We start from the raw sequence: 25406 nt of genomic DNA, 5'->3' as shown, positions 1-25406 counted from the left end.
GGTCACTGCTCCTTGTGGGGCTGCGCTGTTTTACCGAGTGCGCGGACGGTGCGGGACGGGCTGGGTCGGCCCAGTTGTTCGGCCATCCACACGCTGGTGGCGGTGAGACGGGCGAGGTCGACTCCGGAATCGATGCCGAGACCCTGGAGCATCCACACCAGGTCCTCGGTCGCGAGGTTGCCGGTCGCGGACTTGGCGAACGGGCAGCCGCCGAGGCCGCCCGCGGAGGCGTCCACGGTGGTGACGCCGTGCTGGAGGGCGGCCAGGGTGTTGGAGAGGGCCTGGCCGTAGGTGTCGTGGAAGTGCACGCCCAACAGAGGGGTGGGGACGCCTTGTTCATTGAGCGCGGCCAGCAACTCCAGCACATGGCCGGGAGTTGCCACCCCGATCGTGTCGCCGAGGCTCAGCTCGTCGCAGCCCATGTCGACCAACGCCCGGCAGACACGCACCACTTGAGCGATCGGGACCGCGCCCTCCCAGGGGTCGCCGAAGCACATGGAGACATATCCGCGCACATGGGCGCCCTCGTCCTTGGCGCGGGCCACGACCGGGGCGAACACGGCCAGCGACTCGTCCACCGTGCGGTTGAGGTTGGCCTTGGCGAAGGACTCGGTGGCGCTGGCGAAGACGGCGACGCGGGTCGCCTTCAGGGACAGGGCCCGGTCGAGCCCGCGGGCGTTCGGCACCAGGACGGGGAGGTGTACGCCCGGCAGGTCGCGCACGAGCGGGAACAGCTGCTCCGCGTCGGCCAGTTGGGGCACCCACTTGGGGTGCACGAAGCTGGTCGCCTCGATCGTGGTCAGGCCCGCGTCGGCCAGCCGCCGCACGAACTCGGCCTTCACCTCCGTCGGCACGGTCGCCTTCTCGTTCTGCAGCCCGTCCCGCGCCCCCACCTCGTGGATGCGCACCCGGGCGGGCAGATCGGGGGCCGGTACGACCATCGGGAGTGTCGCTGGTCCGAGCGTCGCTGGTCCGAGTGTCACTGGTCCTCCTCCACGGGCGTGACGACCGCCAGCACCTGGTCCATGGCGACCGTCGCGCCGGGCGTCACGTCGAGTTCGGCGACGGTGCCGGCGTGCGGCGCGGAGACGACGTGCTCCATCTTCATCGCCTCCACCACCAACAGGCTCTGCCCCGCGGCCACTTGATCCCCCACGGCGACCTTCACCACGGTCACCGTCCCCGGCATCGGCGCGGTCAGTGAACCAGCACCGGACCGGTCGGCCCCGCTCAGCGAGGCGGCCACCGGATCGTGGTCCCGCACCTGCCAGGCGTCCCCGTCCCGGCCCAGCCAGTCACCGGCCCGGTGAAAGGTGTGCCGGACCCCGTCGAGGGTGACGGCGACCTGGTCGGCGGTGACGGTGTGGGCTCCGCGCGGGACGTACTCCACGGGCTCGGTCACCCTCAGGTGGAACCCGACCGGCTTAGGAGTGCCGCCCAGCCGCCACCCGTCCGGCACCGAGAAGGGGTCGGTCCACCCGTCGTCCTTGGGGCGGAGAGCCTCCAGCCGTACGGCCGCTGCCGCCTCGTACACCTCCATGGGCACCTCGTCGGGGATGAGCGAGTCCGCCTCCCGCTCGACGAGCCCGGTGTCCAACTCGCCCGCTACGACCGCCGGATGGGCGAGGAGCCTGCGCAGGAACCCCGCGTTCGTCGGCACGCCCAAGGTCACCGTGTCCGCGAGGGCGGCCCGGAGCTTCCTGAGCGCGGTCGCGCGGTCGGGGCCGTAGGCGATGACCTTGGAGAGCATCGGGTCGTAGAGACTGCCGACCTCGGTGCCTTCGGAGAGGCCGGAGTCGGTGCGGATGCCGTTGCCCGAGGGCTCGTTCAGCTTCAGGACGGTGCCGCCGGAGGGGAGGAATCCGCGCGCGCCCTCTTTATTGGACACAGTTTCGGCGCAGATGCGGGCCTCGATGGCGTGCCCGGTGAGCGCGATGTCCTCCTGCGCGAAGGGCAGTCGCTCGCCCGCCGCCACCCGCAGCTGCCACTCCACGAGGTCGAGGCCGGTCACCAACTCCGTTACCGGGTGCTCCACTTGGAGGCGGGTGTTCATCTCCATGAAGTAGTACGACGAGGGGTCGCTGCCCGGCACGATGAACTCCACCGTGCCCGCGCCCGCGTACCCGCACGAGCGGGCCGCCTGCACCGCGGCCTCGCCCATCGCCGCGCGGGTGCCGGAGTCGAGGAGCACGCTCGGGGCCTCCTCGACGACCTTCTGGTGCCGGCGCTGCAAGGAGCACTCGCGTTCGCCGAGGTGGACGACGTTGCCGTGGCCGTCGGCCAGGATCTGGATCTCGATGTGGCGGGGGCGGTCGACCCAGCGCTCGACCAGGAGGGTGTCGTCGCCGAAGGAGGCGCGGGCCTCGCGGCGGGCGGCGGCGATCTCGTCGTCGAGGAGGGTGAGGTCGCGGACGAGGCGCATGCCCTTGCCGCCACCGCCGGCTGAGGGCTTGAGGAGTACGGGTGCACCCAACTCATGGGCGGCCTTGGAGAGTTCGGGGTCGCGGCCGCCGGGGACGACCGGGACACCGGCCGCCTGCACGGTCTCCTTGGCGCGGATCTTGTCGCCCATGAGGGCGATCGCGTCGGCCGGGGGACCGATGAAGACGAGCCCGGCGTCGGCGCACGCGCGCGCGAAGGCCGCGTTCTCGGCGAGGAAGCCGTAGCCCGGGTGCACCGCCTGCGCGCCGGAGCGGGCCGCCGCCTCCAGGAGCCGTTCCACCGACAGATAGCTCTCGGCGGCCGGTGCCGGTCCGAGCCGTACCGCCGTGTCGGCCTCGCGGACGTGCCGGGCGTCCGCGTCGGCGTCGGAGAAGACGGCCACCGAGCGCACGCCGAGGGAGCGCAGGGTGCGGATGACACGGACCGCGATCTCACCCCGGTTGGCCACGAGGACCGTCTCGAACATCTCGGGGACCTCGGGCGTCTCGGGAACCTTGGGTGTCTCGGGATTCTCGAATGTGTCGACCATCTCGGGCATCCTCATCACATCCGGAAGACGCCGAACTGGGGTTCTCCCAGGGGCGCGTTGGCACAGGCGGTCAGGGCCAGACCCAGCACCTGGCGGGTCTCCGTCGGGTCGATGACCCCGTCGTCCCAGAGCCGGGCGGTGGCGTAGTAGGCGTTGCCCTGGCGCTCGTACTGCTGCCGGATCGGGTCCTTGAAGGCGTCCTCGTCCTCGGCCGGCCACTCCTCCCCGCGCCCCTCCAACTGGTCCCGCTTCACGGTCGCGAGGACGGACGCGGCCTGCTCGCCGCCCATGACGGAGATCTTGGCGCCGGGCCACATCCACAGGAAGCGGGGGGAGTACGCCCGGCCGCACATCGAGTAGTTGCCCGCGCCGTACGAGCCGCCGACCACGACCGTCAGCTTCGGCACGCGCGCGCAGGCGACGGCGGTGACCATCTTGGCGCCGTGCTTGGCGATCCCGCCCGCTTCGTAGTCCTTGCCGACCATGAACCCCGAGATGTTCTGGAGGAACACCAGGGGGATGCCGCGCTGGTCGCACAGTTCGATGAAGTGGGCGCCCTTCTGGGCGGATTCGGAGAACAGGATGCCGTTGTTGGCGACGATGCCGACCGGGTGGCCGTGGATGCGGGCGAAGCCGGTGACCAGGGTCTGCCCGAACTCGGCCTTGAACTCGGCGAACCGGGAGCCGTCGACCACGCGCGCGATGATCTCCCGTACGTCGTAGGGGGTACGGGAGTCGACGGGGACGGAGCCGTAGATCCCGTACGGGTCGACCTTCGGCTCCACCGACTCGGTGACCTCCCAGGGCAGGGCCCCGCGCGCGGGGAGCGTGGCGGCGATGTTCCGGACGATCCGCAGCGCATGGGCGTCGTCCTCCGCGAGATGGTCGGTGACGCCCGACACGCGTGCGTGGACGTCGCCGCCGCCCAGCTCCTCGGCGGTGACCACCTCGCCGGTGGCGGCCTTCACGAGGGGCGGCCCGCCCAGGAAGATCGTCCCCTGATTCCGGACGATGACGGCCTCGTCGCTCATGGCGGGGACGTAGGCGCCCCCGGCGGTACAGGACCCCAGCACGGCGGCGATCTGCGGAATCCCGGCCCCCGACATCCGGGCCTGGTTGAAGAAGATCCGCCCGAAGTGGTCCCGGTCCGGGAACACCTCGTCCTGCATGGGCAGGAAGGCGCCCCCGGAGTCGACGAGATAGATACAGGGGAGCCTGTTCTCGAGGGCGATCTCCTGGGCGCGCAGATGCTTCTTCACGGTCATCGGGTAGTAGGTCCCGCCCTTGACCGTGGCGTCGTTCGCGACGATCACGCACTCGCGCCCGCTCACCCGCCCGATCCCGGCGATGACACCGGCGGCAGGGGCGGCCCCGTCGTACATCCCGTCGGCGGCGAGGGGAGCCAGCTCCAGGAAGGGCGAGCCCGGGTCGAGCAGCGTGTCGACGCGGTCGCGGGGGAGCAGCTTGCCGCGCGCGGTGTGCCGGTCCCGGGCCCGCTCACCGCCGCCGAGCCGGGCCGCGGCGAGCTTCTGCCGCAGCTCCTCGCCCAGCGCGCGGTGCGCCGCCTCGTTGGCCCGCCACGCCTCCGACGCGGGATCGGCCGCGCTCGTCAGCTCCGGTGCCTCTTGCATTCTGTGGGTCCCCTCGCACAGCGATCGGCCGCTCTCGGCTGTTAATGAGCGTTAACCATTTCCTTCAGGTTAACGACCGCTAACCTCCCTGTCTAGAATTGCTTCCATGACCACGAGAACCGACGCCCCCACCCGCCGCGAGCAGATCCTCAAGGAGGCCGCGCGGCTCTTCGCCGAGCGGGGATTCCACGGCGTCGGTGTCGACGAGATAGGCGCGGCGGTCGGCATCAGCGGACCTGGCCTGTACCGCCACTTCCCGGGCAAGGACGCGATGCTCGCGGAGCTGCTGGTCGGCATCAGCGGCCAGCTCCTCACGGGCGCGAAGCGCCGCCTGGCGGAGGCGCAGGGCGTGACCTCCGCGGAGCCGCTCCTCGACTCCCTCATCGAGGGCCACATCGACTTCGCCCTCGACGACCGCCCGCTGATCACGCTGCACGACCGGGAGCTGGACCGCCTGCGGGACACCGACCGCAAGCTGGTGCGTCAACTCCAGCGCCAGTATGTGGAGTTGTGGGTCGAGGTCGTACGAGAGGTGTACCCGGAGCTGGCCGAACCCAGCGCGCGGTCGGCGGTCCACTCGGTGTTCGGCCTACTGAACTCCACCCCGCACCTGGGCCGCCCCGGCTCCCTGCCCGGCCGTGGCGCGACGGCGGAACTGCTGCACCGGATGGCGAGGGGGGCGTTCGCGGCGGCGGGAGCGTGACGAGCGTTACGTGTCCGTTCCGCTGGACGCTCCCCCTACTCGCCGGTACCGTGATGTTCTGAGCAAGCGCTTAGACATGGACTCTTGACGTAGCTGGAGGTGGCGGCAGGTGCGCCGTACGGTGTTTGACGAGGACCACGAGGCGTTCCGGGAGACCCTGCGCGCCTTCATCGAGGCCGAGGTCGTCCCCGTCTACGACGAGTGGTTCGCGGCCGGCCAGGCGCCGCGCGACTTCTACTACAAGCTCGCCGAGCTCGGCGTCTTCGGTATCCGCGTGGACGAGGAGTACGGCGGCGCGGGCATCGACTCGTACAAGTTCGAGGCCGTCCTCTACGAGGAGACCGCGCGCGCGGGTGTCTCCTTCGGCGGCTCCGGTGTGCACGTGCTGCTCGGCCTGCCCTACATCAAGCTGCTCGCCAACGACGAGCAGAAGAAGAAGTACCTGCCGAAGTTCGTCTCCGGCGAGGAGATGTGGGCCATCGCGATGACCGAGCCGGGCACCGGCTCCGACCTCGCGGGCATGAAGACCACCGCCAAGCTCTCCGAGGACGGCACGCACTACGTCCTCAACGGCGCCAAGACCTTCATCACCGGTGGCGTGCACGCCGACCGCATGATCGTCTGCGCCCGCACCGCCCCCTCCACCAAGGAGGACCGCCGCCACGGCATCTCCCTCTTCGTGGTGGACACCAAGGCCGAGGGCTACTCGGTCGGCCGCAAGCTCGACAAGCTCGGCCTGAAGACCTCCGACACCGCCGAGCTGGCGTTCGTCGACGTGAAGGTCCCGGCCGAGGACCTCCTCGGCGAGGAGAACAAGGGCTTCTACTACCTCGGCCACAACCTCGCCTCCGAGCGCTGGGGCATCGCCTTCGGCGCGTACGCGCAGGCCAAGGCCGCCGTCCGGTTCGCGAAGCAGTACGTCCAGGAGCGCGTGGTCTTCGGCCAGCCCGTCGCCGCGTTCCAGAACACCAAGTTCGAACTGGCCGCCTGTCAGGCCGAGGTGGACGCCGCCGAGGCCGTCGTCGACCGCGCGACCGAGGCCCTGGACGCCGGTGAGCTGACCCCCGCCGAGGCGGCCAGCGCCAAGCTGTTCACCACCGAGGTCGCCCACCGCGTGATCGACCGCTGCCTCCAGCTGCACGGCGGCTACGGCTTCATGAACGAGTACCCGATCGCCCGCCTGTACGCGGACAACCGCGTCAACCGCATCTACGGCGGCACCAGCGAGATCATGAAGACGATCATCGCAAAGGACATGGGCCTGTAAGGTCCCCGAAATTACCGGCCAGTAGAAAAGGTGCCATGAGCAAGGCACTTCAGGGTCTCCTCGATCTGCTCGACCTTGAGCAGATCGAGGAGAACATCTTCCGCGGCCAGTCCCAGTCCGCCGTCGTCCCCCGCGTCTTCGGCGGGCAGGTGGCGGCCCAGGCGCTGGTCGCCGCCGGCCGGACGGTCTCCGCCGACCGTCTCGCCCACTCCCTCCACGCGTACTTCCTGCGCCCCGGCGACCCCGGCGCGCCCATCGTCTACACCGTCGAGCGCATGAACGACGGCCGTTCCTTCACCGCGCGCCGCGTCGTCGCGGTCCAGCACGGCCAGCCGATCTTCGCCCTCTCCGCGTCCTTCCAGCGCCACGAGGACGGCCTCGAACACCAGGCCCCCATGCCGTCCGCCCCCGACCCGGCCACCCTGCCCACCTCCCAGGACCGGCTGCGCGGCTACGACCACATCGCCCCCGAGGTCGTCGAGAAGTTCATCGAGGCCCGCGAGGCCATCGACCTGCGCTACGTCGAGGAGCCGCCGTACGGCAAGTTCGGCGCACCGCGCGAACCGCACTCCCAGGTGTGGTTCCGCACCAACGGCAAGCTCGAAGGCCCCATCGACGATCCCCTCCTCCACGTAGTACTCGCGACCTACGTCTCCGACATGACCCTCCTCGACTCCGTCCTCCTCGCGCACGGCCGCGGCGGCTGGGCCGTAGGAGATGTGGTCGGGGCCTCCCTCGACCACGCGATGTGGTTCCACCGGCCGTTCCGCGCGGACGAGTGGCTGCTCTACGACCAGGAGTCGCCGTCGGCGTCCGGCGGGCGCGGGCTCGGGCAGGCGCGGATCTACACGCAGGACGGCCAACTGGCCATCTCCGTCATTCAGGAGGGCGTGGTCCGGGTTCCTCGGGAACACTGAGGGCATGGCAGAAACAGAGGAAGGTGACGGCGGCGGCGAGTCCACCGTCACGGTGATCGTCGCCGCCGTCGCCAACCTGGGCATCGCGCTCGCGAAGGCGGTCGCCGGCGTCATCAGCGGCTCCAGCGCGATGCTGTCGGAGGCCGCGCACTCGGTCGCCGACACGGTCACCGAACTCCTCCTCCTCACCGCCCTCAAACGCAGCGGCAAGCCCGCCGACGAGGAACACCCCCTCGGCTACGGCCCCGAGCGCTACATCTGGGCGATGCTCGCCGCCGTCGCCACCTTCGTCGGCGGCGCGGTCTTCTCGATCTACGACGGCATCCACACCCTCGTCGCCGGCGAGGACCTCGGCGACCCGCTCATCTCGTACATCGTGCTCGGCGTCGCGTTCCTCCTGGAGGGCTACTCCCTGCGGACGGGCGTACGCCAGGCGCGCGGCGAGGCGGCCCGCTTCGACGCCAGCTTCAAGCGCTACCTCCGCTACACCCCTGACACCGCAGTCAAGGCCGTAGTCCTTGAGGACTCCGCCGCCCTGGTCGGCCTGGTCCTCGCGGCCGGCGGCCTGCTCGGCGGCCAGCTCACGGGCTCCGGTGTCTGGGACGGCATCGCCTCACTCTGCATCGGCGCCCTGCTGCTCTACGTCGCCTGGGTGCTCGGCCGCTCCAACGCCGAACTCCTCATCGGACGGCCGCTCCCCAAGGCCATGCGGGACCGTATCCGGGAGGAGCTGCTCGGGGTCGAACACATCGAGGCCGTACTGGAGTTGACGACCCTCGTGCAGGGTCCGCGCGAGGCGCTGGTCGCCGCGAAGATCGACTTCCGGGACCGGTCGAGCGCCGCGCAGATCGAGTGGGCCTGCGAACAGGCCGAGCAGCGGCTGCGGGAGGCGTTCCCCTCGGTGAACCGGGTCTATCTGGACCCGACACCGGGGTACGCGCAGCGCCGGGCGGAGGGGCTCAACCCCTGGCCGTGACAGGGGAGTTGAGCCCGGCCGTTCAGGACGACAGTCCGGCCTCCGCCAGCAGATACGCCGTCATCGGGTCGTAGTACCTGGGGCTGACGACATGGTCATCGAGGGGGACCGCGACCTGTACGGTCCCCTCGGACTCGGCGAGGAAGAGCGCCGGGTCGTTCGAGTCGGCGTACCCGACGGAGTCGACCCCGTGCCGCCCCGCGTAGCCCGCCCAGCCGTGGTCGGCGACGACCAGGTCGGGCAGCGGGCGGCCCTCGCGCTCCAGGGCGGTGAGGATCGCCTTCATCGGCTCACCGGAGTGCGTGTGCCACAGCGTCGCCCCGTGCTCCAGGACGGCCACGTCCGCGAACTGCATGACGTACCCCTCCTCCGTCTGCAGCCCCTCCGGGATCACGAGGATCTCGCAGCCGGCCGTGCGCAGGGCGGCGGCCGTGGCACGGTGCACATCGAGCAGACCGCCCGGGTGACCGGTCGCGAAGAGCACCCGCTGCTGCCCGTCGGCCGCCTTGCGCAGCCGCGCCGCCAGCCGGTCGAGCCCCTCGACGGTCAGCTCCGGGTCGATGGTGTCCTGGCCGTAGCGGTACTGGGGATCGTCGTTCACACCCACCCGCTCCGCCATCACGGCGAGCACGTCCTGCTCGTCGGTCCAACGGCTGCCGAGCTCCAGGCCGAACCAGTAGTGGCGGTCGCCGTTCGCGAGCTTGCGGTAGTGGGAGAGGTTGTTCTCGCGGGGGGTGGCTACGTCGCCCGCGATACGGGTCTTCACAAGGTGATCGACGAGCTCGGCGCGGCTGAGGGTCCCGGATATCGGCATGCTCCCCATTGTGGAGCAGAGGACTGTGCGCGTGCCCGGCGTCCCGCCCGCTGGGATGTGGATCACTCGTACCTGGCCGTTCACAGGTGACGCAGGCCGAACCAGAGCTCCATCCGTACGTCCGGATCGTCCAGGTCCGTCTCCAGCAGTGCCGCGCACCGGGCGATCCGCTGCCGCACGGTGTTGCGGTGCACGGCGAGGGCAACCGCCGTACGGTCCCAACTCCCGTGCAGGGAGAGCCAGGTGCGCAGCGTCTCGACGAGCGCGGGGTGGGCGGCGAGCGGCGCGAGGAGGGTACGGGCGTGTGCCTCGGCCTCGTCGTGGGGGAGCAGTTCGGCGAGACCGGCGCGGCCCGAGGAACCGTGTCGTACCAGCGGGGTACGGGTCGCGCGGGCGCGGGCCAGGGCGCGGGCCGCGTGGGTGTCGGCGGCGGGCCAGTCCTCGGGGGTGACGGCGGCGCTGACCCCTAGGGTCCAGCCGGGTTGCGGGGCTGGTTCGCGATCGGCGGGGACCAGTACCCGTACGACCTCCGGCGCCAGGTCGATCAGCGCGGAGCCGAGGGCGGCGCCCAGCGCGGACGCGGCGACGGGGTCGGGGGCGGTGGTTGTCCCAGTGCCGGGCGTCGCGTGCACGACGAGCCACCGGTCGCCGCCGAGCAGCGACGCGACGTCTTCCGGAGGGGCGCCCAGCAGCAGCCGTACGAGTGCCGAGGACCGGTCCGCTCCCGTGCGGCTCTGGTGTTCGCCGGTGAGGAGGGAGAGGAGTACGGCGGCGACCGAGGCGATGGTGTGGTCGCCGGGGGCGCGGTCCGGGGCGGCGACCCCTAGGACGAAACCCTGACCGGTACCGAGGGCGTACGCGGCGAGATGGGCGCCGGGGACGGTGTCCGTGGCGGAGGTGGGGGACGTAGGGGATGTAGGGGATGTAGGGGATGCAGACGTAGAGGAACTAGGGGGCGTAGGGGATGAGGCCGAAGCCGCGGGCGGTCGTACCACCCGCGCCAGCCCCGCCAACGCCTCCCGTGTCTCCCGCGTCTCCACCCCCGACGCTCCCCGCCCCGCCGCCGCGATCTCCGTGCCGTCGGGTCCGTACAGCACCGCGCGACCGCTTACCCGCTGGGCGAGTTGGCGTAGGACCGAAGGGACCGGGTCGGGGCGGGAGGCCGCTGCGGCCAGGCTCTGCTGGGCCTCGGTGACGCGGCGGAGTTCGGCGAGGCGGGCCTGCGCCATCAGCTGCCAGACCGCGCGGGCCACCCGGGTGAACGGGGTCGGGGGCGGGACCTCCAGGAGGGGGAGGTCGTAGTCGTCGCAGGCCGCGACCAGGGCTCTCGGCACGGTGTCGTGGACGGGCGCGACGCCGAAGCCGAGGGCCACGCCGCCCGCCTCGACGATCCGGGAGACGTAGTCGGCGAAGTACGTGCCGGAGCCGGCCGCCTCCGGGATGTGGACGCCGGCCGTCAACAGCAGCTCGCCGCCCAGCAGATACGGATACGGGTCCGGCATCTCCGACACATGCGCCCAGTGGATCGCGGTGTCGGGGTCGGACGGCCCGGCGATCTGCCGCAGCCCCAGGTCCTCGCGGGCCAGGAGGGCGGAGAGATACACGGGTGGAGTGGGCGGAACCGTGAGGTCCGGCATGGTGGACGTTTCCTCCATCACCTCGGGCTCGGATGGATGAAACGTACACTTCGCAGCCGCTTTCCGGCCACCTAGGGTCGGTCGCGGCGCAAGCCGTCCCCCGAGACTCCCCGGGACTCCCCGAGACTCCGAGCACGTGCGTAAGGAGGCCCCCGTATGGCCGTCGACTACACCGTCATCGTCGTCTACCTGGCCGGCATGCTGGCCATGGGCTGGTGGGGCATGCGCCGCGCCAAGTCGAAGAGCGACTTCCTGGTCGCGGGCCGCCGCCTGGGCCCCGTCATGTACTCCGGCACCATGGCCGCGATCGTCCTCGGCGGCGCGTCCACCATCGGTGGGGTGGGCCTGGGCTACCAGTACGGCCTGTCCGGCGCCTGGATGGTCTTCACCATCGGCCTCGGCCTGCTCGCCCTCTCCGTCTTCTTCTCCGCCCGCATCGCCCGCCTCAAGGTGTACACGGTGTCGGAGATGCTCGATCTCAGGTATGGCGGCCGGGCGGGCGTCATCTCCGGCGTAGTCATGTGGGCCTACACCCTGATGCTGGCCGTCACCTCGACGATCGCCTACGCCACGATCTTCGACGTCCTCTTCGACATGAACCGCACCCTCGCGATCGTCCTCGGCGGCTCGATCGTCGTCGCGTACTCGACGCTCGGCGGCATGTGGTCGATCACGCTGACGGACATGGTGCAGTTCGTGGTGAAGACGATCGGCGTACTCCTGCTCCTGCTGCCCATCGCGGTCGTCAAGGCCGGCGGCTTCAGCGAGATGAAGGCGAAGCTGCCCACCGGGTACTTCGACCCGCTGGGCATCGGCGGCGAGACGATCTTCACCTACGTCCTGATCTACACGTTCGGCATGCTCATCGGCCAGGACATCTGGCAGCGGGTGTTCACGGCGGGCAGCGACAAGACGGCCAAGTGGGGCGGCACGGTCGCGGGCACCTACTGCCTCGTCTACGCCCTCGCCGGCGCCGTCATCGGCACCGCGGCCAAGGTCCTCTACCCGAACCTGGGCAGCCCGGACGACGCCTTCGCGACCATAGTCAAGGACGAACTCCCGGTCGGCGTACGGGGGTTGGTGCTGGCCGCCGCCCTCGCCGCCGTCATGTCCACATCCTCCGGCGCGCTGATCGCCTGCGCCACGGTCGCCAACAACGACATCTGGTCGAAGCTGCGCGGCGCCGTACGACGGGAGGACGACGAGGAGGAGCATGACGAGGTCCGGGGCAACCGCGCCTTCATCCTCGTCATGGGCGTCGCGGTGATCGGCACGGCGATCGCGCTGAACAACGTCGTGGAGGCGTTGACAGTCGCCTACAACCTCCTCGTCGGCGGCCTGCTCGTCCCGATCCTCGGCGGTCTGCTGTGGAAACGCGGCACCGCACAGGGCGCGCTCGCCTCGGTGATCGTCGGCGGCCTCGCGGTCGTCGGCCTGATGGCGACCTACGGCATCCTCGCCAACGAGCCTGTGTACTACGGCCTGTTGTCGTCTCTGGCCGCCTATGTGACCGTCTCTCTCGCGACGCCCGCGACCGACGCGGCCGTACTCGCCGCGTGGCGGGACCGGCTGGCGGGGCGCGGCGCACCCGAACGAGTGTCCGAGCCGGTGGCGGCTCCCCAGTAAAGTCAAAGTCGTAGTCAGGCGTACAAAACCGCAGGAAAAACCCATACGCGATGAAGCGTAGGAAAGAAGGCAGTGCCCATGACCAGCAACGAGACGCCCCGCGGCCCGGTCGACTCCTCCCGCACCCCGCGGTACGCCGGACCCGCGACCTACGCCCGGCTGCCGCGCCTGGACGAGGTCGGCACCGCGGACGTGGCGGTGGTCGGGGTGCCGTTCGACGCCGGGGTCTCGTACCGGCCGGGCGCTCGCTTCGGCGGCAACGCGATCCGCGAGGCGTCCCGCCTGCTGCGCCCCTACAACCCGGCACAGGACGCGTCCCCGTTCGCGCTGGCGCAGGTCGCGGACGCCGGTGACATCGCGGCGAACCCGTTCAACATCAACGAGGCCGTCGAGACGATCGAGGAGGCCGCGGACCAACTCCTGGGCACCGGCGCGCGGTTGATGACCCTGGGCGGCGACCACACCATCGCGCTGCCGCTACTCCGGTCCGTGGCGAAGAAGCACGGCCCGGTGGCGCTGCTGCACTTCGACGCCCATCTCGACACCTGGGACACGTACTTCGGCGCCGAGTACACGCACGGGACGCCGTTCCGCAGGGCAGTCGAGGAGGGCATCCTCGACACGGAGGCGCTCTCGCACGTCGGCATCCGCGGTCCGCTGTACGGCAAGCAGGACCTCAAGGACGACGAGAAGATGGGCTTCGGCATCGTCACGTCGGCGGACGTGTACCGCCGGGGCGCCGACGAGGTCGCCGACCAGCTGCGCCAGCGCATCGGCGACCGTCCCCTCTACATCTCCATCGACATCGACTGCCTCGACCCGGCCCACGCGCCCGGCACCGGCACGCCCGAGGCCGGCGGCCTGACCTCCCGCGAACTTCTGGAGATCCTGCGCGGCCTGGCATCCTGCAACCTGGTGTCGGCGGACGTCGTCGAGGTGGCGCCGGCGTACGACCACGCCGAGATCACGTCGGTGGCCGCGTCGCACACCGCGTACGACCTGATCACGATCATGTCCCGTCAGATTGCCGAGGCTCGTTCGAAGTGACCCACGACCACGACCTGGAACTCCGTCCGACGGCGGCTCAGACGGAGGCCGCGCTGAATCCTCCCCCCGGCCGCAACGGCGGTGACCTGGTCGTGGAGACCCTGGCGGGCCTCGGCGCGACGACGGTGTTCGGCCTGCCGGGCCAGCACGCGCTCGGCATGTTCGACGCGCTGCGCCGCTCCGACCTCCGCTACATCGGCCTACGGGTGGAGAACAACGCCGGGTTCGCGGCGGACGCGTACGGCCGCATCACGGGCGAGGCGGCTCCGCTGCTGCTGTCGACGGGCCCCGGGGCGCTGACGTCACTGGCCGCGCTCCAGGAGGCGCGGGCGGCTTCGGCCCCGGTGTTGGCGATCAGCAGCCAGATCCCGACCGCGGGCCTGGGTGGTGGCAGGCACGGGTATTTGCATGAACTGCCCGACCAGTCCGCCTCGTTCAGGGGCGTGGTGAAGTCGGTCCACACCGTCCGCACCCAGTCGCAGATCCCGTCCGCGATCGCGGAGGCCTGGAAGTCGGCGCTGACGGCTCCGCACGGCCCGGTGTGGGTGGAGATCCCCCAGGACGTACTACTGGCCGAGACCCTCCTCCCGGTGGTGACGGCGGTGGACGCGACCCCGGAGGACGTCCTGCCACGCCCCGAACTGACCGCCGTAGCAGCCCACTTGCTGTCGAACGCGGCCCGCACGGCGATCATCGCGGGCGGGGGAGTCGTACGGGCGGACGCGTCGAAGAAGCTGCGGCAACTGGCGGAGAAACTCCGGGCACCGGTGGTGACGACGCCGGGCGGCAAGGGCGCGTTCCCGTGGACGCACCCGCTCTCCCTCCAGTCCTGGCTGGAGGACCGCTATACGACCGACTTCCTGGAGGACGCGGACGTAGTACTGGTGGTGGGTTCGGGATTGGGCGAACTGTCCTCGAACTACCACACGTTCGCTCCGCGCGGCCGAGTCATCCAGATCGAGGCGGACCTCGGCAAACTGGAGTCGAACCACCCGGCGTTGGGCATCCACGCGGATGCGTGGCACGGGCTTCAGGCGCTGCTGGAGACGGTGACGGAGCGGGCGGACGAGACGGCGGAGGGACGGGTGGCCGAGCTGCTCGGCCGGGTGCGGGAGCGTATCGACTCGCAGGAACTGACCCTGGAACAGGGCGTGTTGGAGTCGGTACGAAGGGCGCTACCGGCCAACTCCCCGTCCTTCTGGGACATGACGATCCTTGCGTACTGGGCCTGGTCCGCCTTCGACGCGAAGGGCCCCAATCATCTCCACTCCGCCCAGGGCGCGGGCGGCCTCGGCTACGGCTTCCCGGCGGCGCTCGGCGCGGCCGCCGCGGACCCGACGCGTCCGGTGCTGGCGGTGTCGGGGGACGGGGGTGCGCTGTACTCGATCGCGGAGCTGGCGACGGCCAAGCAGTACGACCTGAACGTCACTTGGCTCATCGTCGACGACGGCGGCTACGGCATCCTCCGCGAGTACATGACGGACGCGTTCGGGGAGGCGACGGCGACTGAACTGACCCGGCCGGATTACGTGGCGTTGGCGGAGTCGTTCGGGGTGCGGGGGGTGCGGACTTCGCCGGAGGCGCTGGAGTCGGACCTGGCGAAGGCGTTGACGGAACCCGGACCTTCTGTGGTCGTACTCCCGGCTGTGTTGCGGATGTTCGCGGCTACGCACTTGGGGTGACGGTCCGTCAGTCGACCGCGTTGTCAGTGGCGGCGGGCAGACTGTGCCGCATGACTTCGGTGACCGCACATGACTATGCCTGGATACGTTCCGCTCGGTTGTTCCGCTACGCGCTGGGGGTCGGGTACACCCTGACCCTGGTGCGGGGCGTCGCCCCGAGCGAGGTGCTGCGGGTGATGGAGGCGGACCCGCAGGGCACGTGCGTGGGGACGGACGAGTTGATCGAGCAGCAGGACGAACTGCGCGACCCGGAGGACTACTCGGACGCGTCCTTCATCGCGGGAGCGTTCACCGTCCCGGGCGACGGCGGTGACTGGACGCTCGTCCTGCACGTCGGAGAGGGAGGCATGGGGATGCAGCCGCGCTTCCTGGAAGCCCTGTCGGACGGCGGGCGCGCCGTGGTGCACTCCAGCAACGGCGGCAAGCCCATGCACTTCTTCCATTGGTACGAGGACGGGGAACTCCGGACCACCTTCGAGTGGCACACCACCAGGAGCGGCAGCACTCCCGATGCCCTCAACTCGGCGATGCGTGAAGTCGGTTACGTACTGTCGGACGACGAGGGCGAGACGAGCGAGCGTGTCGACACGAAGGCGGCGGCCTTCGCCCTCGCCGAGCGCCTGACCGGGGTTCGGGTGACGGAGGAACTGCTCCAGGACGCCGAATACCAACTCGGGTTTGTCCCCGAGGAGCCCGCGGAGGAGTGGACCGGCATCGTCATCGACATCACCGACGCGCACGGGGAACGTCTCTACAAGGAAGTCACCCGCGAAGAGGTCGAGGACGCTTCGGCCCGCGCTCGGGCGAACGTCCCGCGTCCTGAGTAGGCGTGACCTTCGGGTTGTTGGCCGCGTGGGCGGTGCACGATCTGGAGGAGGTGGCCGCGATGCCGGGGTGGGCTCGTGGGCGGGTTCCCGCGCTGTGGGTATGCCGTCGGCCTGCATTCACATCCGGTGACCGGACACGTCACGGTCGTCGCCATCAAGAACAGTATGACTGCCAGGCAAGCCCTTGGTGTGCTGCAGGCTGAGGGGCTCGTCGAGGCACGCAAGGGCGCGGCGTGTTCGTCCGGGACTTCAAGTCGATCCGGCGGCGCGGGCTCGAACGCCTCGCGCACGCGCAGTGGGGCGAGGGGCGTTCCATCTGGGCGACCGATGCCGGGGACCGCGAACTCGTCGTGGAGTCGGTGGAGGTGGGCGAGGAGGACGCCCCGCCCGCGATCGCGGGAGTGCTGGGCCTGAGCGACGAAGGGGCACGGGTCTGTGTGCGTCGTCGCCGGTACGTTCTTGACGGCAAGCCGGTGTTGCCGGCCGCCTCGTTCCTCGCGGCGGACCTGGTGTCGGGTGCAGCTGTCGCTCGACCCGACACCGGTCCCGGCGGCATCTACGCGAGGCTGGGGGAACTCGGGCGAAAGTCGGTCCACTTCCGGGAAGAGGTCCGTTCCCGTATGCCGAGCGGCGACGAGGCCGAGCGACTGGCGTTGCCGACGGGTGTGCCGGTCATGTTGATCGCGCGAACTGCCTTTGACGCCACGGGCGTTGCCGTCGAGGCGAACAACATGGTGCTGGACTCGTCCGCGTATGTGCTGGAGTTCGCCTTCGACGCCTGATCCGGAGCTCCTCCCGCGGTCGGCGTCACATCCGCGGATCCGGCGTCAGCAGCGCGAACACCGCTCCGGACGGGTCCCCGAGCCACGCCATCCGGCCGACCTCCGGTACATCCGTCGCCGGCATCAGTACGGAACCGCCGTTGGACTGTGCCGCCGTGATCGTGGCGTCGACGTCCGTCGAGTGGAAGTACGGTACCCAGCGCGGGAGTTCGCCCGTGCCCGCGCCGTCGCTCAGCGGTGCGACCCCGCCGAAGGAAGCGTCCTGCTGGTCGCCTTCGGCGGTGCTCAGTACCCGGTACGTCATACCGGGCGCCTGCATCTCCTGGCTGCGCCAGCCGAACAGGCCCTGGTAGAAGGCGATGTCCGCCTCCGGGTCGGGGGCGTGCAGTTCCGCCCAGAGCAGGGCGTTCGGGGCGGACGTGAGTTCCAGGCCCGCGGTCCGGCCGGGCTGCCAGAGCGCGAACTGGGCGCCCTGCGGGTCGGTGGCCTGGGCCAGCATGCCCTCGCCCATGACGTCCAGGGGCTCCAGGCGGACGGTTCCGCCGCCGGCCGTGACGGCCTGGACGGTGGCCGCGATGTCGCCGGTCTTGAAGTGGATCATCCAGGCGGAGTTCGCCCCTTCCTCGGTGAGCGGTCCGAGGGCGGCGACGGTCTTCCCGTCCACCTGGAAGAAGCCGTATCCGCCGGTGTCGGGACCGGCGGAGACGAACCGCCAGTCGAGGACGGCGCCGTAGAACGCGGCGGCCGCGTCGGTGTCGGGGCTGCCGAGGTCGAGCCAGTTGGGCGATCCGGTGGTGAAGTCGGTGCCGAGCATGAAGTCCTCCTGGGCGGGGTGCGGGTTGGGACGGGAGCCACGATGCCGTCCCGACCGGCACCGTCCGCGCACGAGCACTGACAGGACTCCGGTTTCCACCGAACGGCCGAACGTTCGCCAGTGCCGGCGCCGCACGCGCTGACAGACTTCCCGCCATGGGTGGACACGAGGTGGGCGAGGGCGGCCGGGCGGTCGAAGTCGGTGTGACCTTCGGGCTGTTGGCCGCGTGGGCCGTGCACGATCTGGAGGAGGTGGCCGCGATGCCGGGTTGGGCCCGGGGCCGGTTGCGGCGGGCCGGTGTTCTGCGTGCCGCGCGACCGCGTGATGTGGCAACGGGGCCGGCGCTTGCTGCGGCGGCCACGGTCGGGACGCATGTGGTGGCGCGGCAGTTGGTGCGCCGGGGCGGACGGTGTCCCGAATCGGTCGGAGTGGTTGAACTCCCCGCGGTACTGCGGATGTTGGCGTCAGGGCGGAGAGCGCGCTGTTCGGTCCGCGGTCGTAGTGGGTTCTGGTGCCGGAGACCCGGCTGCCCAGGAGCGAGGACAAGTAGCGGATCTGTACGGCGCAGGTCGGCGTGGACGGTGTGTGGCGCTGTCAGGAGTTCGCGTCGGCGGCGCTGTCGCGGCGGCGCCGGAGGACGATCGCCAGGGTGACGAGCACGGCGATCCCCGCGGCGGACACGGCGGTCCAGATCGCCGTGCTGTCGTGGGCCAGTTGGGGCAGCAGCGCGGGGGACGCGGCCAGCGGGATGACCGCCTGGTCGTTCCCGGGGGTCCGGTCGAACGGGTTGGACGTGCGTATGGTGCCCTTCGCGCCGGGGACCCGGCGGTCGATGCGGATCTTGAACCCGATGACGGTCGTCCCTCCTTCGTGCCGTACCTCGGAGAACCCGTCGTAGCCGATCTCACAGACGAACGCCCCGCCTCGCTTCTTCGGCCGTGTGCACGCCCAGTCGCCGCCGTCGTCCTCGAAGGTGTACGGGATGGAGGTCACCGTGGTGCCTTCCGGCGGCACCACCTCGAAGCGGCCCAGGGTCTCCGCGCTCAACGGCCGTCCGGGTCCGTTGTCGCGCACCCCCAGCTGGACCGTCACCGTGCGGCCGACCCGGCCCCGGACGGTCGCGGTCACCGGCTGGTAGTCGACCTGCACGGTGGTCGTGGCCTTGACGTACCCGGTGTCGCCGGTGAGGCCGCGGTCCGCCGTCCTGGTCAGGGTCAGCGGGGGTTCGGTGCCGCGCACCGTGAGTTCGGCGGGGCGCTCGGGTTCGGACGACCAGGTGTAGGAGAGGGTGCCCAGCAGCTTTCCGGCGGCGGCCGTGTAGCGGACCGGGGCACTGGTGCGGTAGGCCGTGTGAGGTGCCGCCTCGGTGGAGAACTCGCACCACGCCGAGGTGGCGGAGGTGTCGAAGTAGCAGTTGTCGGGGCGCGAGGTCAGCAGCAGCCCGTCGTCCGCGGAGATATGGAGCGCGACACCCTTTTCCGCCGTGAAACGGCTGTGGTTCGCGAACCGGGGCGTCGTTTTCCGGGACGTGCCCGGTGCCACCGCCTTCACCGACTCGTCGTGCGCCGGGGTGTGGAGCGAAGGTCCGCCCACGGTCATCCGGGTGGTTCCGGTCACCGGTGCCGCGTTGTCCGCGACGACGGTGTACGTCAAGGTCCCGCTGTCGCCCGGCTCGACGCCGTCCACGCCGTTGAGGGTGAAGGGGTTGTTGGACTCGCCGTCACCGTTCTGCACGTCGCCGTAGACGCAGGTGAACACCGGGCCGTCCTGGGTGCAGTTCCCGCCGCTGCCCTTGCTCACCCGGGCGACGCCGTCCAACCCCGAGGTGTCCACGCTGACCCTGACGTTGCGGGCCGGACCCGCGTCACTGCGTTCCACGGCGACCGGGACGCCGAAGTCGCTGTTCGCGGCCTTGGCACCCTCGTCGGCGCTGTACATCCGGAAGGCCGCCGGGACTTCGGGCCGCAGGGAGACCCGGCCGGAGTCGTCGGCCGCCGCGGGGATCGCGGGCGTCGCCACCGAGGCGAGAACGGCGACGAGGCAGGCCGTCAGGGCGGAAAGGCGTCTGGTGATCAGTACCCGTCGAAGCATGCGGGCACTATGCCAGCGGGCGTCGACGGCCATCATCTCGGCCCTGCCGCACGGCAGTTGTCGCCGTCGGCGCGGGAGGCGCTACAGACGTATCGACGGTCGGGCTCCCCGCGGATCGCGAGGAGCCCGACCCGGCACTGCTGCCTACCAGATCGCCTCGACCCACTCCGGGTGGTCGATGAACGGGTTCCGGTTGTGCTGGTAGGTGTCGTAGATGACCTGGTTGCGCTTCTCCTCGAAGGCGCTCGGCGGGTCCGCCTCGCTCCAGGCCTTGAGGACGGAGAGCTTGCCCATGTAGGGGTTGCTGCCGTTGCCGACCTTCTCGTTGGGCTCCAGGTCGGCGAAGCCGTCGTCGCCCTCGTAGCGCACGGCCATGTAGAGGATCATGCGGGCCACATCGCCCCGGTCCGCCGCGCGGGGCGCGAAGGAGTCGGAGTCGACGGTGCTGCCGCCGCCGTTGGTGACCGCGCTGCCGCCGTTGTCGAAGTCCAGGTTGCCGCGGATGCTGTTGACCTGGACGTCGGCCGGACGCAGGTGGTGCAGGTCCGTGCCGGGGCCGATCGCCTCGCCGAAGTCGCCGTGGGACTTGGCCCAGGTGTGCTCACGGTTCCAGTCGCCGACGTCGCCGCCGTTGAGGGACTTGGCGCGGGAGACACCGCTGTACAGCAGGATCACGTTGCTGCTGTTGTTCGGGTCCTGGTCGGTGGCCATGAGGGCGTTCCAGACCGCCGCGTACGAGATCTTCGTGACGTTGGTGCTGATGATCGTGTGCAGCGAGGACTTGAGGCTGGTGCCCGTCTTGCCGACCGCGTTCTTGTAGTACGTCGCGTCGTACGCCGTGGTCGTGGCCGACGCCGGGGTCGCGGTCAGGGTCGGCGCGGTGAGGCCGACCAGGACGGCCGCGGTGGCCAACGCCACCGATTTCCAGCGGTGCATCCGTGTCCCAAGCATAAAGAGTGTCCCATCTACGCGGGTTGAATGGGGCGGCAATCGGGAGCGTGACATGCACATGCGGTCCTGTAAATAAACGAGACGTGTCGATCAGGTGACCGGACGCGACAATTTGCCTCGTGTCTACGCGAGTTGACGTACCAAAACGACCCCCGACCGTGAGGTCGGGGGCCGTTGGCCGTTCGGCTACGTCGGTGTCGTCACCTACGTCCGTGTCACCTACGTCGGTGTCACTTCACGTCCGACGGGTCCAGCCGGTAGATCGTCGACGTGTTGGTCGTCGAGGTGCCGGTCGTGGAGGACGAAGAGCTCGAACTCTTCTCCGTCGACGCGCTCTTGTCGTACGCGCTCTCCTTCACCGCCGTCGCGTTCTTCTGCACCCACGCGGTGATCGCGGTGTTGAGCGTGCTGTTGCCGCCCATCCCGCCGCCACCGAGCTGGATGTAGTGCAACTCGCCCTTCTTCACCAGCTCCTTGAGCTTGGCGAGGGTCATCGCCTTGTCGGAGCCGGTGAAGCCCCACATGGAGATGACGGGCTTGTGGGTGCTGAGGATCAGCTGGCCCGCGCCCTGCGAATTGGACACCGCGAGCAGCCACTTGGCGCCGTCCTGGTGCTTCTCCAGGTACGAGATCAGCGCGCTGGACGTGGTGCCGCCCATGCCGCCCCCGCCGCCCATACCGCCGGCGCCGCGCGTACCGCCGGTGCCGCCACCCGGAGCCGTACCGCTGCCGGTTCCGGTGCCGCCAGGAGCCGTACCGCCGCCGGGGAACTCCCTGTTGGTACCGCCCTGTTGACCACCGGACGTGCCGCCGGTCCCGCCGGTCGGCGCCCCACTCGGTGCGCCACCGCCCTGCGGCACCTCACCCGTGCCGCCGCCACCCGGAGTCATCTCACCGGGCACCTCCCCGCTCGCCTGGCCGCCACCCTGCTGGGTGCCGCCGGGCATCTCGCCGCCCCGCTGGCCGCCGAAGCCGCCCCGGTTGCCGCCGCCGCCCATACCGCCGCCGCCGAAGCCGCCGCCGGTCGACGGACCGGCCGTCGGGTTGGTGCCGCCCATGCCGCCGCCCGTACCGCTGGACGCGGCCGGAGTCACGGCGTACGCCGTCGGACCGGCGAGCGCGGCGATGATCGCCGCCACGATGGACGCGGTCAGCAGCCGGGCCCGGTTGCCGGAGCCGGAGCGGAACACGAACAGGCCCACGATCGCGAGGACCATGAGGACGCCGATCGTCGGCCACAGCCAGGTGTTCCAGCCGGAGGCCCGGCGGAGTACGACGATCGCCCAGATCCCGGTGACCGCGAGGCCGGCCGGCAGGACCCAGGACCAGCGGGCGTCACCGCTGCGGAAGGCGCGCCACAGCATGACGCCGCCGCCACCGCACAGGGCCGCGATGCCGGGGGCGAGCGCGGTCGTGTAGTACGGGTGCATGGTGCCTTCGGCCATGGCGAAGGTCAGGTAGTGCAGCACGAGCCAGCCGCCCCACATGAGCAGCGCGGCGCGCGTCGGGTCGGTGCGCGGGGCGCGGCCGGCCAGGACCAGTCCGGCCACCAGGGCGATGCCCGCGAAGGGGATCAGCCAGGAGATCTGGCCGCCGAGGATGTCGTTGAACATCCGGCCGAGGCCCGCGGTACCGGCGAACGTGCCGCCTCCGCCACCCCCGCCGCCTCCGCCGTTGCCCTCGCCGCCGAGGACCCGGCCCAGGCCGTTGTAGCCCATGATCAGGTTCCAGGCGCTGCCGTCGGTCGAACCGCCGATGTACGGGCGGTCGTCCGCGGGGACGAGCGAGACGGCCGTGGCCCACCAGAAGCTGGAGACGGCCAACGCGACCGTGGCCAGGGCGAGTTGGACGAGCTTCTTCTTCCAGCCCAGCTTCGACGCGATCACGTACACGGCGAAGACGGCCGGCAGGGCGATGTAGCCCTGGAGCATCTTGGTGTTGAAGGCGAAGCCGAAGCAGACCGCGGAGCCGATCAGCGGCAGCAGCCGCTCGGTGCGCACGGCGCGCAGGCCGAGGGCCGCGGCGCCCACCATCAGCAGGACGAGGAGGGTGTCGGGGTTGTTGTCGCGGTTGATGGCGACCGTGATCGGCGTCAGGGCGATGACCAGCGCGGCGATCGTCGCGGCCACGTGCCCGAAGTACCGCTTCACGGAGGTGTGCAGGATCCAGATCGTGCCGAGCGCGGCGGCGACCTCCGGCAGCATCATCTGCCAGGTGCCGAAGCCGAAGATCCGGCACGACAGGCCCATCACCATCAGGGCGAAGGGCGGCTTGTCGACCGTGATGAAGTTGCCCGCGTCCAGCGAGCCGAAGAACCAGGCCTTCCAGCTCTGCGTGCCGCTGTAGATGGCGCTGCTGTAGAAGCTGTTCAGGCTGGAGCCGGAGAGGTTCCAGGAGTACAGCACGGCCGCCAGGACCAGGATCGCGACGAGCGCGGGCAGCGACCAGCGGGGCGCCTTCTCGGGTGGCGCGTCGACGGGTGGGGCCGGCGGCGGCCAGTCGGCGGACGCGGGGTCGGTGTGGGGGTACGGATCGGTGGCAGATGTCACCCACGCATCGTGCGAAGGCAGGGTGGGAGAGTGCTGTGCCGTACCTTGCCACCGGCTGTGAATTCGCAAAGGGGCGGGTAACGCGTCGTACAACCGTTCCCCAACCCGTACAACCTTTCACGCCTTCCTGTGAGTCAACTCATGCATGACTCAGTCTCATTGGACATCCCGCCGAGCCAGAGTGGTGGCCGTCGGCGTGGGCGCCGGCCTCCTGATACCCGTGCTGGCCGCCGCGACACCCGCTGCCGCGGCCACCCCGACGGTCAGCTGTACGTCCGCCAAGGCCGGCCTCGCCGCCAAGCTGAAGAAGGACATCACCGCGGCGCTCGCGAACCGCAAGGGGACCGTCGCCGTCGGCCTCTACGACCGCACCACCAAGACCACCTGCACCCTGCGGGCGACGAGCGCCTACGACTCGGCCAGCACCGTCAAGGTGACCGTCCTCGCCACGCTGCTGTGGGACGCGAAGAAGCACAACCGCACGCTGACGACGCGCGAGTCGACCCTCGCCAAGGCCATGATCACCAAGTCGGACAACACCGCGACCTCCACCCTGTGGAAGCAGCTGGGCCTGACGAAGATCAAGGGCTTCCTGTCCGCAGCCGGCATGACCCAGACCAAGCCCGGCGCGAACAACTACTGGGGCCTGACCCAGGAGACCGTGACCGACGAGCAGAAACTGCTCAAGCTGGTCACCGCCAAGAACACGGTGCTGAGCGACAACTCCCGTGCGTACATCCTGAAGTTGATGAACCAGGTCATCTCCAGCCAGCGCTGGGGAACCCCGTCCGGCGCCCCCTCCGGTGTCACCGTCCACGTCAAGAACGGCTGGCTCCAGCGCTCCACGCACGGCTGGCGCGTGCACAGCCTGGGCACCTTCAACGGCGGCGGCCACGACTACATGATGTCCGTGCTCACCCAGGACAACAGCACGATGAGCTACGGCATCACGACGATCCAGGGTGTCGCGAAGGCGATCCACAAGGACCTCGCGTAGGTCCTGTCCTGGGGAAGCGCTTTACTACGCGGTCTCCCGCACGTCATCCACCCGTCCTACGGTGACGCCCATGCGCCTGAGAACCGTACTCGCGACCACGACCGCCGGCCTGGCGGCGGCCACCTGCCTCACCGCCGCCGGGCCCGCGACCGCCGTCAGCACCACCGGCACCACCAACTCCCTTACCGCCAACGCCTGTTCGCCCTCCGTCTCGATCGACCGCTTCTCCGACGCGCTCGACAAGACGACGTACGACGGCACGTTCGTCGGCAACTTCTCCGCGCTCGCCGTGGACAAGGACGGTTCGATCGCCGCCCTGGAGGACCGCTCCTCGCTGTTCGACCTGAACGCGAAGACGCTCCAGCCGAAGCGCGTCGTCCCGCTCGCCGACGAGAACGGCGCCGCGCTCGACTCCGAGGGCCTCGCCATCGACCGCGACGGCACGCGCCTGATCACCTCCGAGACCGAGCCGTCGATCCGCCGCTACTCCGCCGACGGCAAGATCCTCGACCGACTCCCGGTCCCGTCCTCGCTCCTGGTCGCCCCGGCCGGCCGGGCCGTCTCCAACCAGACCTTCGAGGGCCTGACCCTGCTGCCCGGCGGCCACACCCTCCTCGCGTCGATGGAGTACCCGATCGCCGGGGACACCTCGGGCGCTGTCCGCTTCCAGACCTGGACCCGGACCAAGGGCGACCACTTCAAGCTCGCCGCGCAGTACGCGTACAAGCCCGACGCCACGTTCCTCGGCGTCCCCGAGGTGCAGGCCCTTCCCGACGGCCGCCTCCTCGTCCTGGAACGCGGCTTCACCAGCGGCGTCGGCAACACCGTCCGCCTCTACCTGGCCGACCCCCGCCACGCGACGAACACCAGCGGCATCGACACCCTCACCGGCCAGCCCGGAGTCCACCTGATCAAAAAGACCCTGCTGGCCGACATCGCCGACTGCCCGACCCTGGGCGCGACGGCGAAGCAACCCCAGCCGAACCCCCTCCTCGACAACATCGAGGGCATGGTGATCACGGGGAGGGAGAAGGGCCGCTACAAGGTGCTGCTGGTCAGCGACGACAACCAGAACGAGGTCCAGACAACCCGCTTCTATTACCTCCGGGTACGAGTAACCCCCT

General features: G+C 70.3%; 19 protein-coding genes and 1 pseudogene. 11 read left to right on the top strand and 9 right to left on the bottom strand.

The window, feature by feature from the left end; translation table 11 throughout:
* Window positions 1-2 precede the first annotated feature (2 nt).
* The 3 genes from SPR02S_RS08750 to SPR02S_RS08740 all read right to left on the bottom strand — a co-directional run bounded on the left by SPR02S_RS08750 (window position 3) and on the right by SPR02S_RS08740 (window position 4602).
* Entirely contained in the window at window positions 3-941 is a 939-nt protein-coding gene (locus tag SPR02S_RS08750; protein WP_019056570.1) for a hydroxymethylglutaryl-CoA lyase, read from the bottom strand.
* A 38-nt stretch (window positions 942-979) separates the two neighbouring features.
* A complete protein-coding gene (locus tag SPR02S_RS08745) occupies window positions 980-2908 on the bottom strand; it encodes an acetyl/propionyl/methylcrotonyl-CoA carboxylase subunit alpha (protein WP_026150354.1) in 1929 nt (642 codons plus the stop codon).
* A gap of 77 nt (window positions 2909-2985) precedes the next feature.
* The gene (locus tag SPR02S_RS08740; RefSeq protein WP_019056568.1) at window positions 2986-4602 is read right to left on the bottom strand and encodes a carboxyl transferase domain-containing protein; all 1617 of its coding nucleotides are present in this window, start codon (window positions 4600-4602) and stop codon (window positions 2986-2988) included.
* Between the two features lie 106 nt (window positions 4603-4708).
* Here SPR02S_RS08740 and SPR02S_RS08735 point away from each other — a divergent pair, with 106 nt between their 5' ends.
* The 4 genes from SPR02S_RS08735 (at window position 4709) to SPR02S_RS08720 (ending at window position 8465) form a co-directional block, all read left to right on the top strand.
* On the top strand, window positions 4709-5305 hold the full coding sequence (locus SPR02S_RS08735; RefSeq protein ID WP_019056567.1) for an SACE_7040 family transcriptional regulator: 597 nt from the start codon (window positions 4709-4711) through the stop codon (window positions 5303-5305).
* Between the two features lie 109 nt (window positions 5306-5414).
* Complete coding sequence (locus tag SPR02S_RS08730; RefSeq protein ID WP_019056566.1) at window positions 5415-6572, top strand: acyl-CoA dehydrogenase family protein; 1158 nt, start codon at window positions 5415-5417, stop codon at window positions 6570-6572.
* Between the two features lie 35 nt (window positions 6573-6607).
* Entirely contained in the window at window positions 6608-7489 is an 882-nt protein-coding gene (locus SPR02S_RS08725) for an acyl-CoA thioesterase (protein ID WP_019056565.1), read from the top strand.
* 4 nt (window positions 7490-7493) lie between these two features.
* The gene (locus tag SPR02S_RS08720) at window positions 7494-8465 is read left to right on the top strand and encodes a cation diffusion facilitator family transporter (protein WP_019056564.1); all 972 of its coding nucleotides are present in this window, start codon (window positions 7494-7496) and stop codon (window positions 8463-8465) included.
* A gap of 22 nt (window positions 8466-8487) precedes the next feature.
* Here SPR02S_RS08720 and SPR02S_RS08715 read toward each other — a convergent pair whose 3' ends face one another.
* Window positions 8488-9279 carry a phosphatase gene (locus SPR02S_RS08715; protein WP_019056563.1) on the bottom strand — a complete coding sequence of 264 codons (792 nt, stop codon included), beginning with the start codon at window positions 9277-9279 and terminating at the stop codon, window positions 8488-8490.
* An 80-nt stretch (window positions 9280-9359) separates the two neighbouring features.
* Entirely contained in the window at window positions 9360-10916 is a 1557-nt protein-coding gene (locus SPR02S_RS08710; protein WP_019056562.1) for a PucR family transcriptional regulator, read from the bottom strand.
* A gap of 156 nt (window positions 10917-11072) precedes the next feature.
* On the opposite strand from SPR02S_RS08710, the gene SPR02S_RS08705 reads away from it, so the two are divergent.
* The 5 genes and pseudogenes from SPR02S_RS08705 to SPR02S_RS08685 all read left to right on the top strand — a co-directional run.
* Window positions 11073-12542: a sodium:solute symporter family protein gene (locus tag SPR02S_RS08705; protein ID WP_019056561.1), complete on the top strand. Its 1470-nt coding sequence runs from the start codon at window positions 11073-11075 to the stop codon at window positions 12540-12542.
* 78 nt (window positions 12543-12620) lie between these two features.
* On the top strand, window positions 12621-13589 hold the full coding sequence (speB, locus tag SPR02S_RS08700; protein ID WP_019056560.1) for an agmatinase: 969 nt from the start codon (window positions 12621-12623) through the stop codon (window positions 13587-13589).
* Entirely contained in the window at window positions 13586-15271 is a 1686-nt protein-coding gene (locus SPR02S_RS08695; protein ID WP_019056559.1) for a thiamine pyrophosphate-binding protein, read from the top strand. The genes speB and SPR02S_RS08695 overlap by 4 nt, the downstream gene beginning before the upstream one ends.
* A 50-nt stretch (window positions 15272-15321) precedes the next feature.
* Window positions 15322-16098, top strand: coding sequence for a DUF6461 domain-containing protein (locus tag SPR02S_RS08690; RefSeq protein ID WP_026150353.1), 777 nt, complete (start codon window positions 15322-15324; stop codon window positions 16096-16098).
* A 165-nt stretch (window positions 16099-16263) separates the two neighbouring features.
* Window positions 16264-16880: pseudogene (locus tag SPR02S_RS08685) on the top strand (GntR family transcriptional regulator); the annotation flags it as partial.
* Between the two features lie 25 nt (window positions 16881-16905).
* On the opposite strand, the gene SPR02S_RS08680 reads toward SPR02S_RS08685, so the two are convergent.
* The 4 genes from SPR02S_RS08680 to SPR02S_RS08665 all read right to left on the bottom strand — a co-directional run bounded on the left by SPR02S_RS08680 (window position 16906) and on the right by SPR02S_RS08665 (window position 23285).
* On the bottom strand, window positions 16906-17694 hold the full coding sequence (locus tag SPR02S_RS08680) for a VOC family protein (RefSeq protein WP_019056556.1): 789 nt from the start codon (window positions 17692-17694) through the stop codon (window positions 16906-16908).
* 594 nt (window positions 17695-18288) lie between these two features.
* A complete protein-coding gene (locus SPR02S_RS08675) occupies window positions 18289-19785 on the bottom strand; it encodes a hypothetical protein (RefSeq protein WP_086021599.1) in 1497 nt (498 codons plus the stop codon).
* A 144-nt stretch (window positions 19786-19929) separates the two neighbouring features.
* Window positions 19930-20736, bottom strand: a complete 807-nt coding sequence (locus tag SPR02S_RS08670) for an endonuclease I family protein (protein ID WP_026150351.1) — start codon at window positions 20734-20736, stop codon at window positions 19930-19932.
* A gap of 230 nt (window positions 20737-20966) precedes the next feature.
* Entirely contained in the window at window positions 20967-23285 is a 2319-nt protein-coding gene (locus SPR02S_RS08665) for a mannosyltransferase YkcB-related protein (RefSeq protein ID WP_019056554.1), read from the bottom strand.
* Between the two features lie 145 nt (window positions 23286-23430).
* Between SPR02S_RS08665 and SPR02S_RS08660 the strand changes: the two genes are divergently transcribed.
* Window positions 23431-24282 carry a serine hydrolase gene (locus SPR02S_RS08660; protein ID WP_043258175.1) on the top strand — a complete coding sequence of 284 codons (852 nt, stop codon included), beginning with the start codon at window positions 23431-23433 and terminating at the stop codon, window positions 24280-24282.
* Between the two features lie 70 nt (window positions 24283-24352).
* The coding region (locus SPR02S_RS08655; RefSeq protein WP_019056552.1) for an esterase-like activity of phytase family protein at window positions 24353-25406 on the top strand (1054 nt) is incomplete at its 3' end.

The organism is Streptomyces prunicolor NBRC 13075 (assembly GCF_000367365.1).
In the GTDB taxonomy this organism is placed as follows: Bacteria; Actinomycetota; Actinomycetes; order Streptomycetales; family Streptomycetaceae; genus Streptomyces; species Streptomyces prunicolor.
Note: the sequence above shows the minus strand (reverse complement) of the source record. Positions and strands in the feature narration are given on the sequence as shown.

Bases quoted from the DNA above. Each gene is read 5' to 3' on its own strand.
- SPR02S_RS08660 (WP_043258175.1), top strand. From the start codon at position 23,431: ATGACTCAGTCTCATTGGACATCCCGCCGAGCCAGAGTGGTGGCCGTC.
- SPR02S_RS08710 (WP_019056562.1), bottom strand. From the start codon at position 10,916: ATGCCGGACCTCACGGTTCCGCCCACTCCACCCGTGTATCTCTCCGCC.
- SPR02S_RS08750 (WP_019056570.1), bottom strand. From the start codon at position 941: ATGGTCGTACCGGCCCCCGATCTGCCCGCCCGGGTGCGCATCCACGAG.
- SPR02S_RS08670 (WP_026150351.1), bottom strand. From the start codon at position 20,736: ATGCTTGGGACACGGATGCACCGCTGGAAATCGGTGGCGTTGGCCACC.
- SPR02S_RS08705 (WP_019056561.1), top strand. From the start codon at position 11,073: ATGGCCGTCGACTACACCGTCATCGTCGTCTACCTGGCCGGCATGCTG.
- SPR02S_RS08745 (WP_026150354.1), bottom strand. From the start codon at position 2,908: ATGTTCGAGACGGTCCTCGTGGCCAACCGGGGTGAGATCGCGGTCCGT.
- speB (WP_019056560.1), top strand. From the start codon at position 12,621: ATGACCAGCAACGAGACGCCCCGCGGCCCGGTCGACTCCTCCCGCACC.
- SPR02S_RS08715 (WP_019056563.1), bottom strand. From the start codon at position 9,279: ATGCCGATATCCGGGACCCTCAGCCGCGCCGAGCTCGTCGATCACCTT.
- SPR02S_RS08740 (WP_019056568.1), bottom strand. From the start codon at position 4,602: ATGCAAGAGGCACCGGAGCTGACGAGCGCGGCCGATCCCGCGTCGGAG.
- SPR02S_RS08720 (WP_019056564.1), top strand. From the start codon at position 7,494: ATGGCAGAAACAGAGGAAGGTGACGGCGGCGGCGAGTCCACCGTCACG.
- SPR02S_RS08735 (WP_019056567.1), top strand. From the start codon at position 4,709: ATGACCACGAGAACCGACGCCCCCACCCGCCGCGAGCAGATCCTCAAG.
- SPR02S_RS08725 (WP_019056565.1), top strand. From the start codon at position 6,608: ATGAGCAAGGCACTTCAGGGTCTCCTCGATCTGCTCGACCTTGAGCAG.
- SPR02S_RS08675 (WP_086021599.1), bottom strand. From the start codon at position 19,785: ATGCTTCGACGGGTACTGATCACCAGACGCCTTTCCGCCCTGACGGCC.
- SPR02S_RS08680 (WP_019056556.1), bottom strand. From the start codon at position 17,694: ATGCTCGGCACCGACTTCACCACCGGATCGCCCAACTGGCTCGACCTC.
- SPR02S_RS08690 (WP_026150353.1), top strand. From the start codon at position 15,322: ATGACTTCGGTGACCGCACATGACTATGCCTGGATACGTTCCGCTCGG.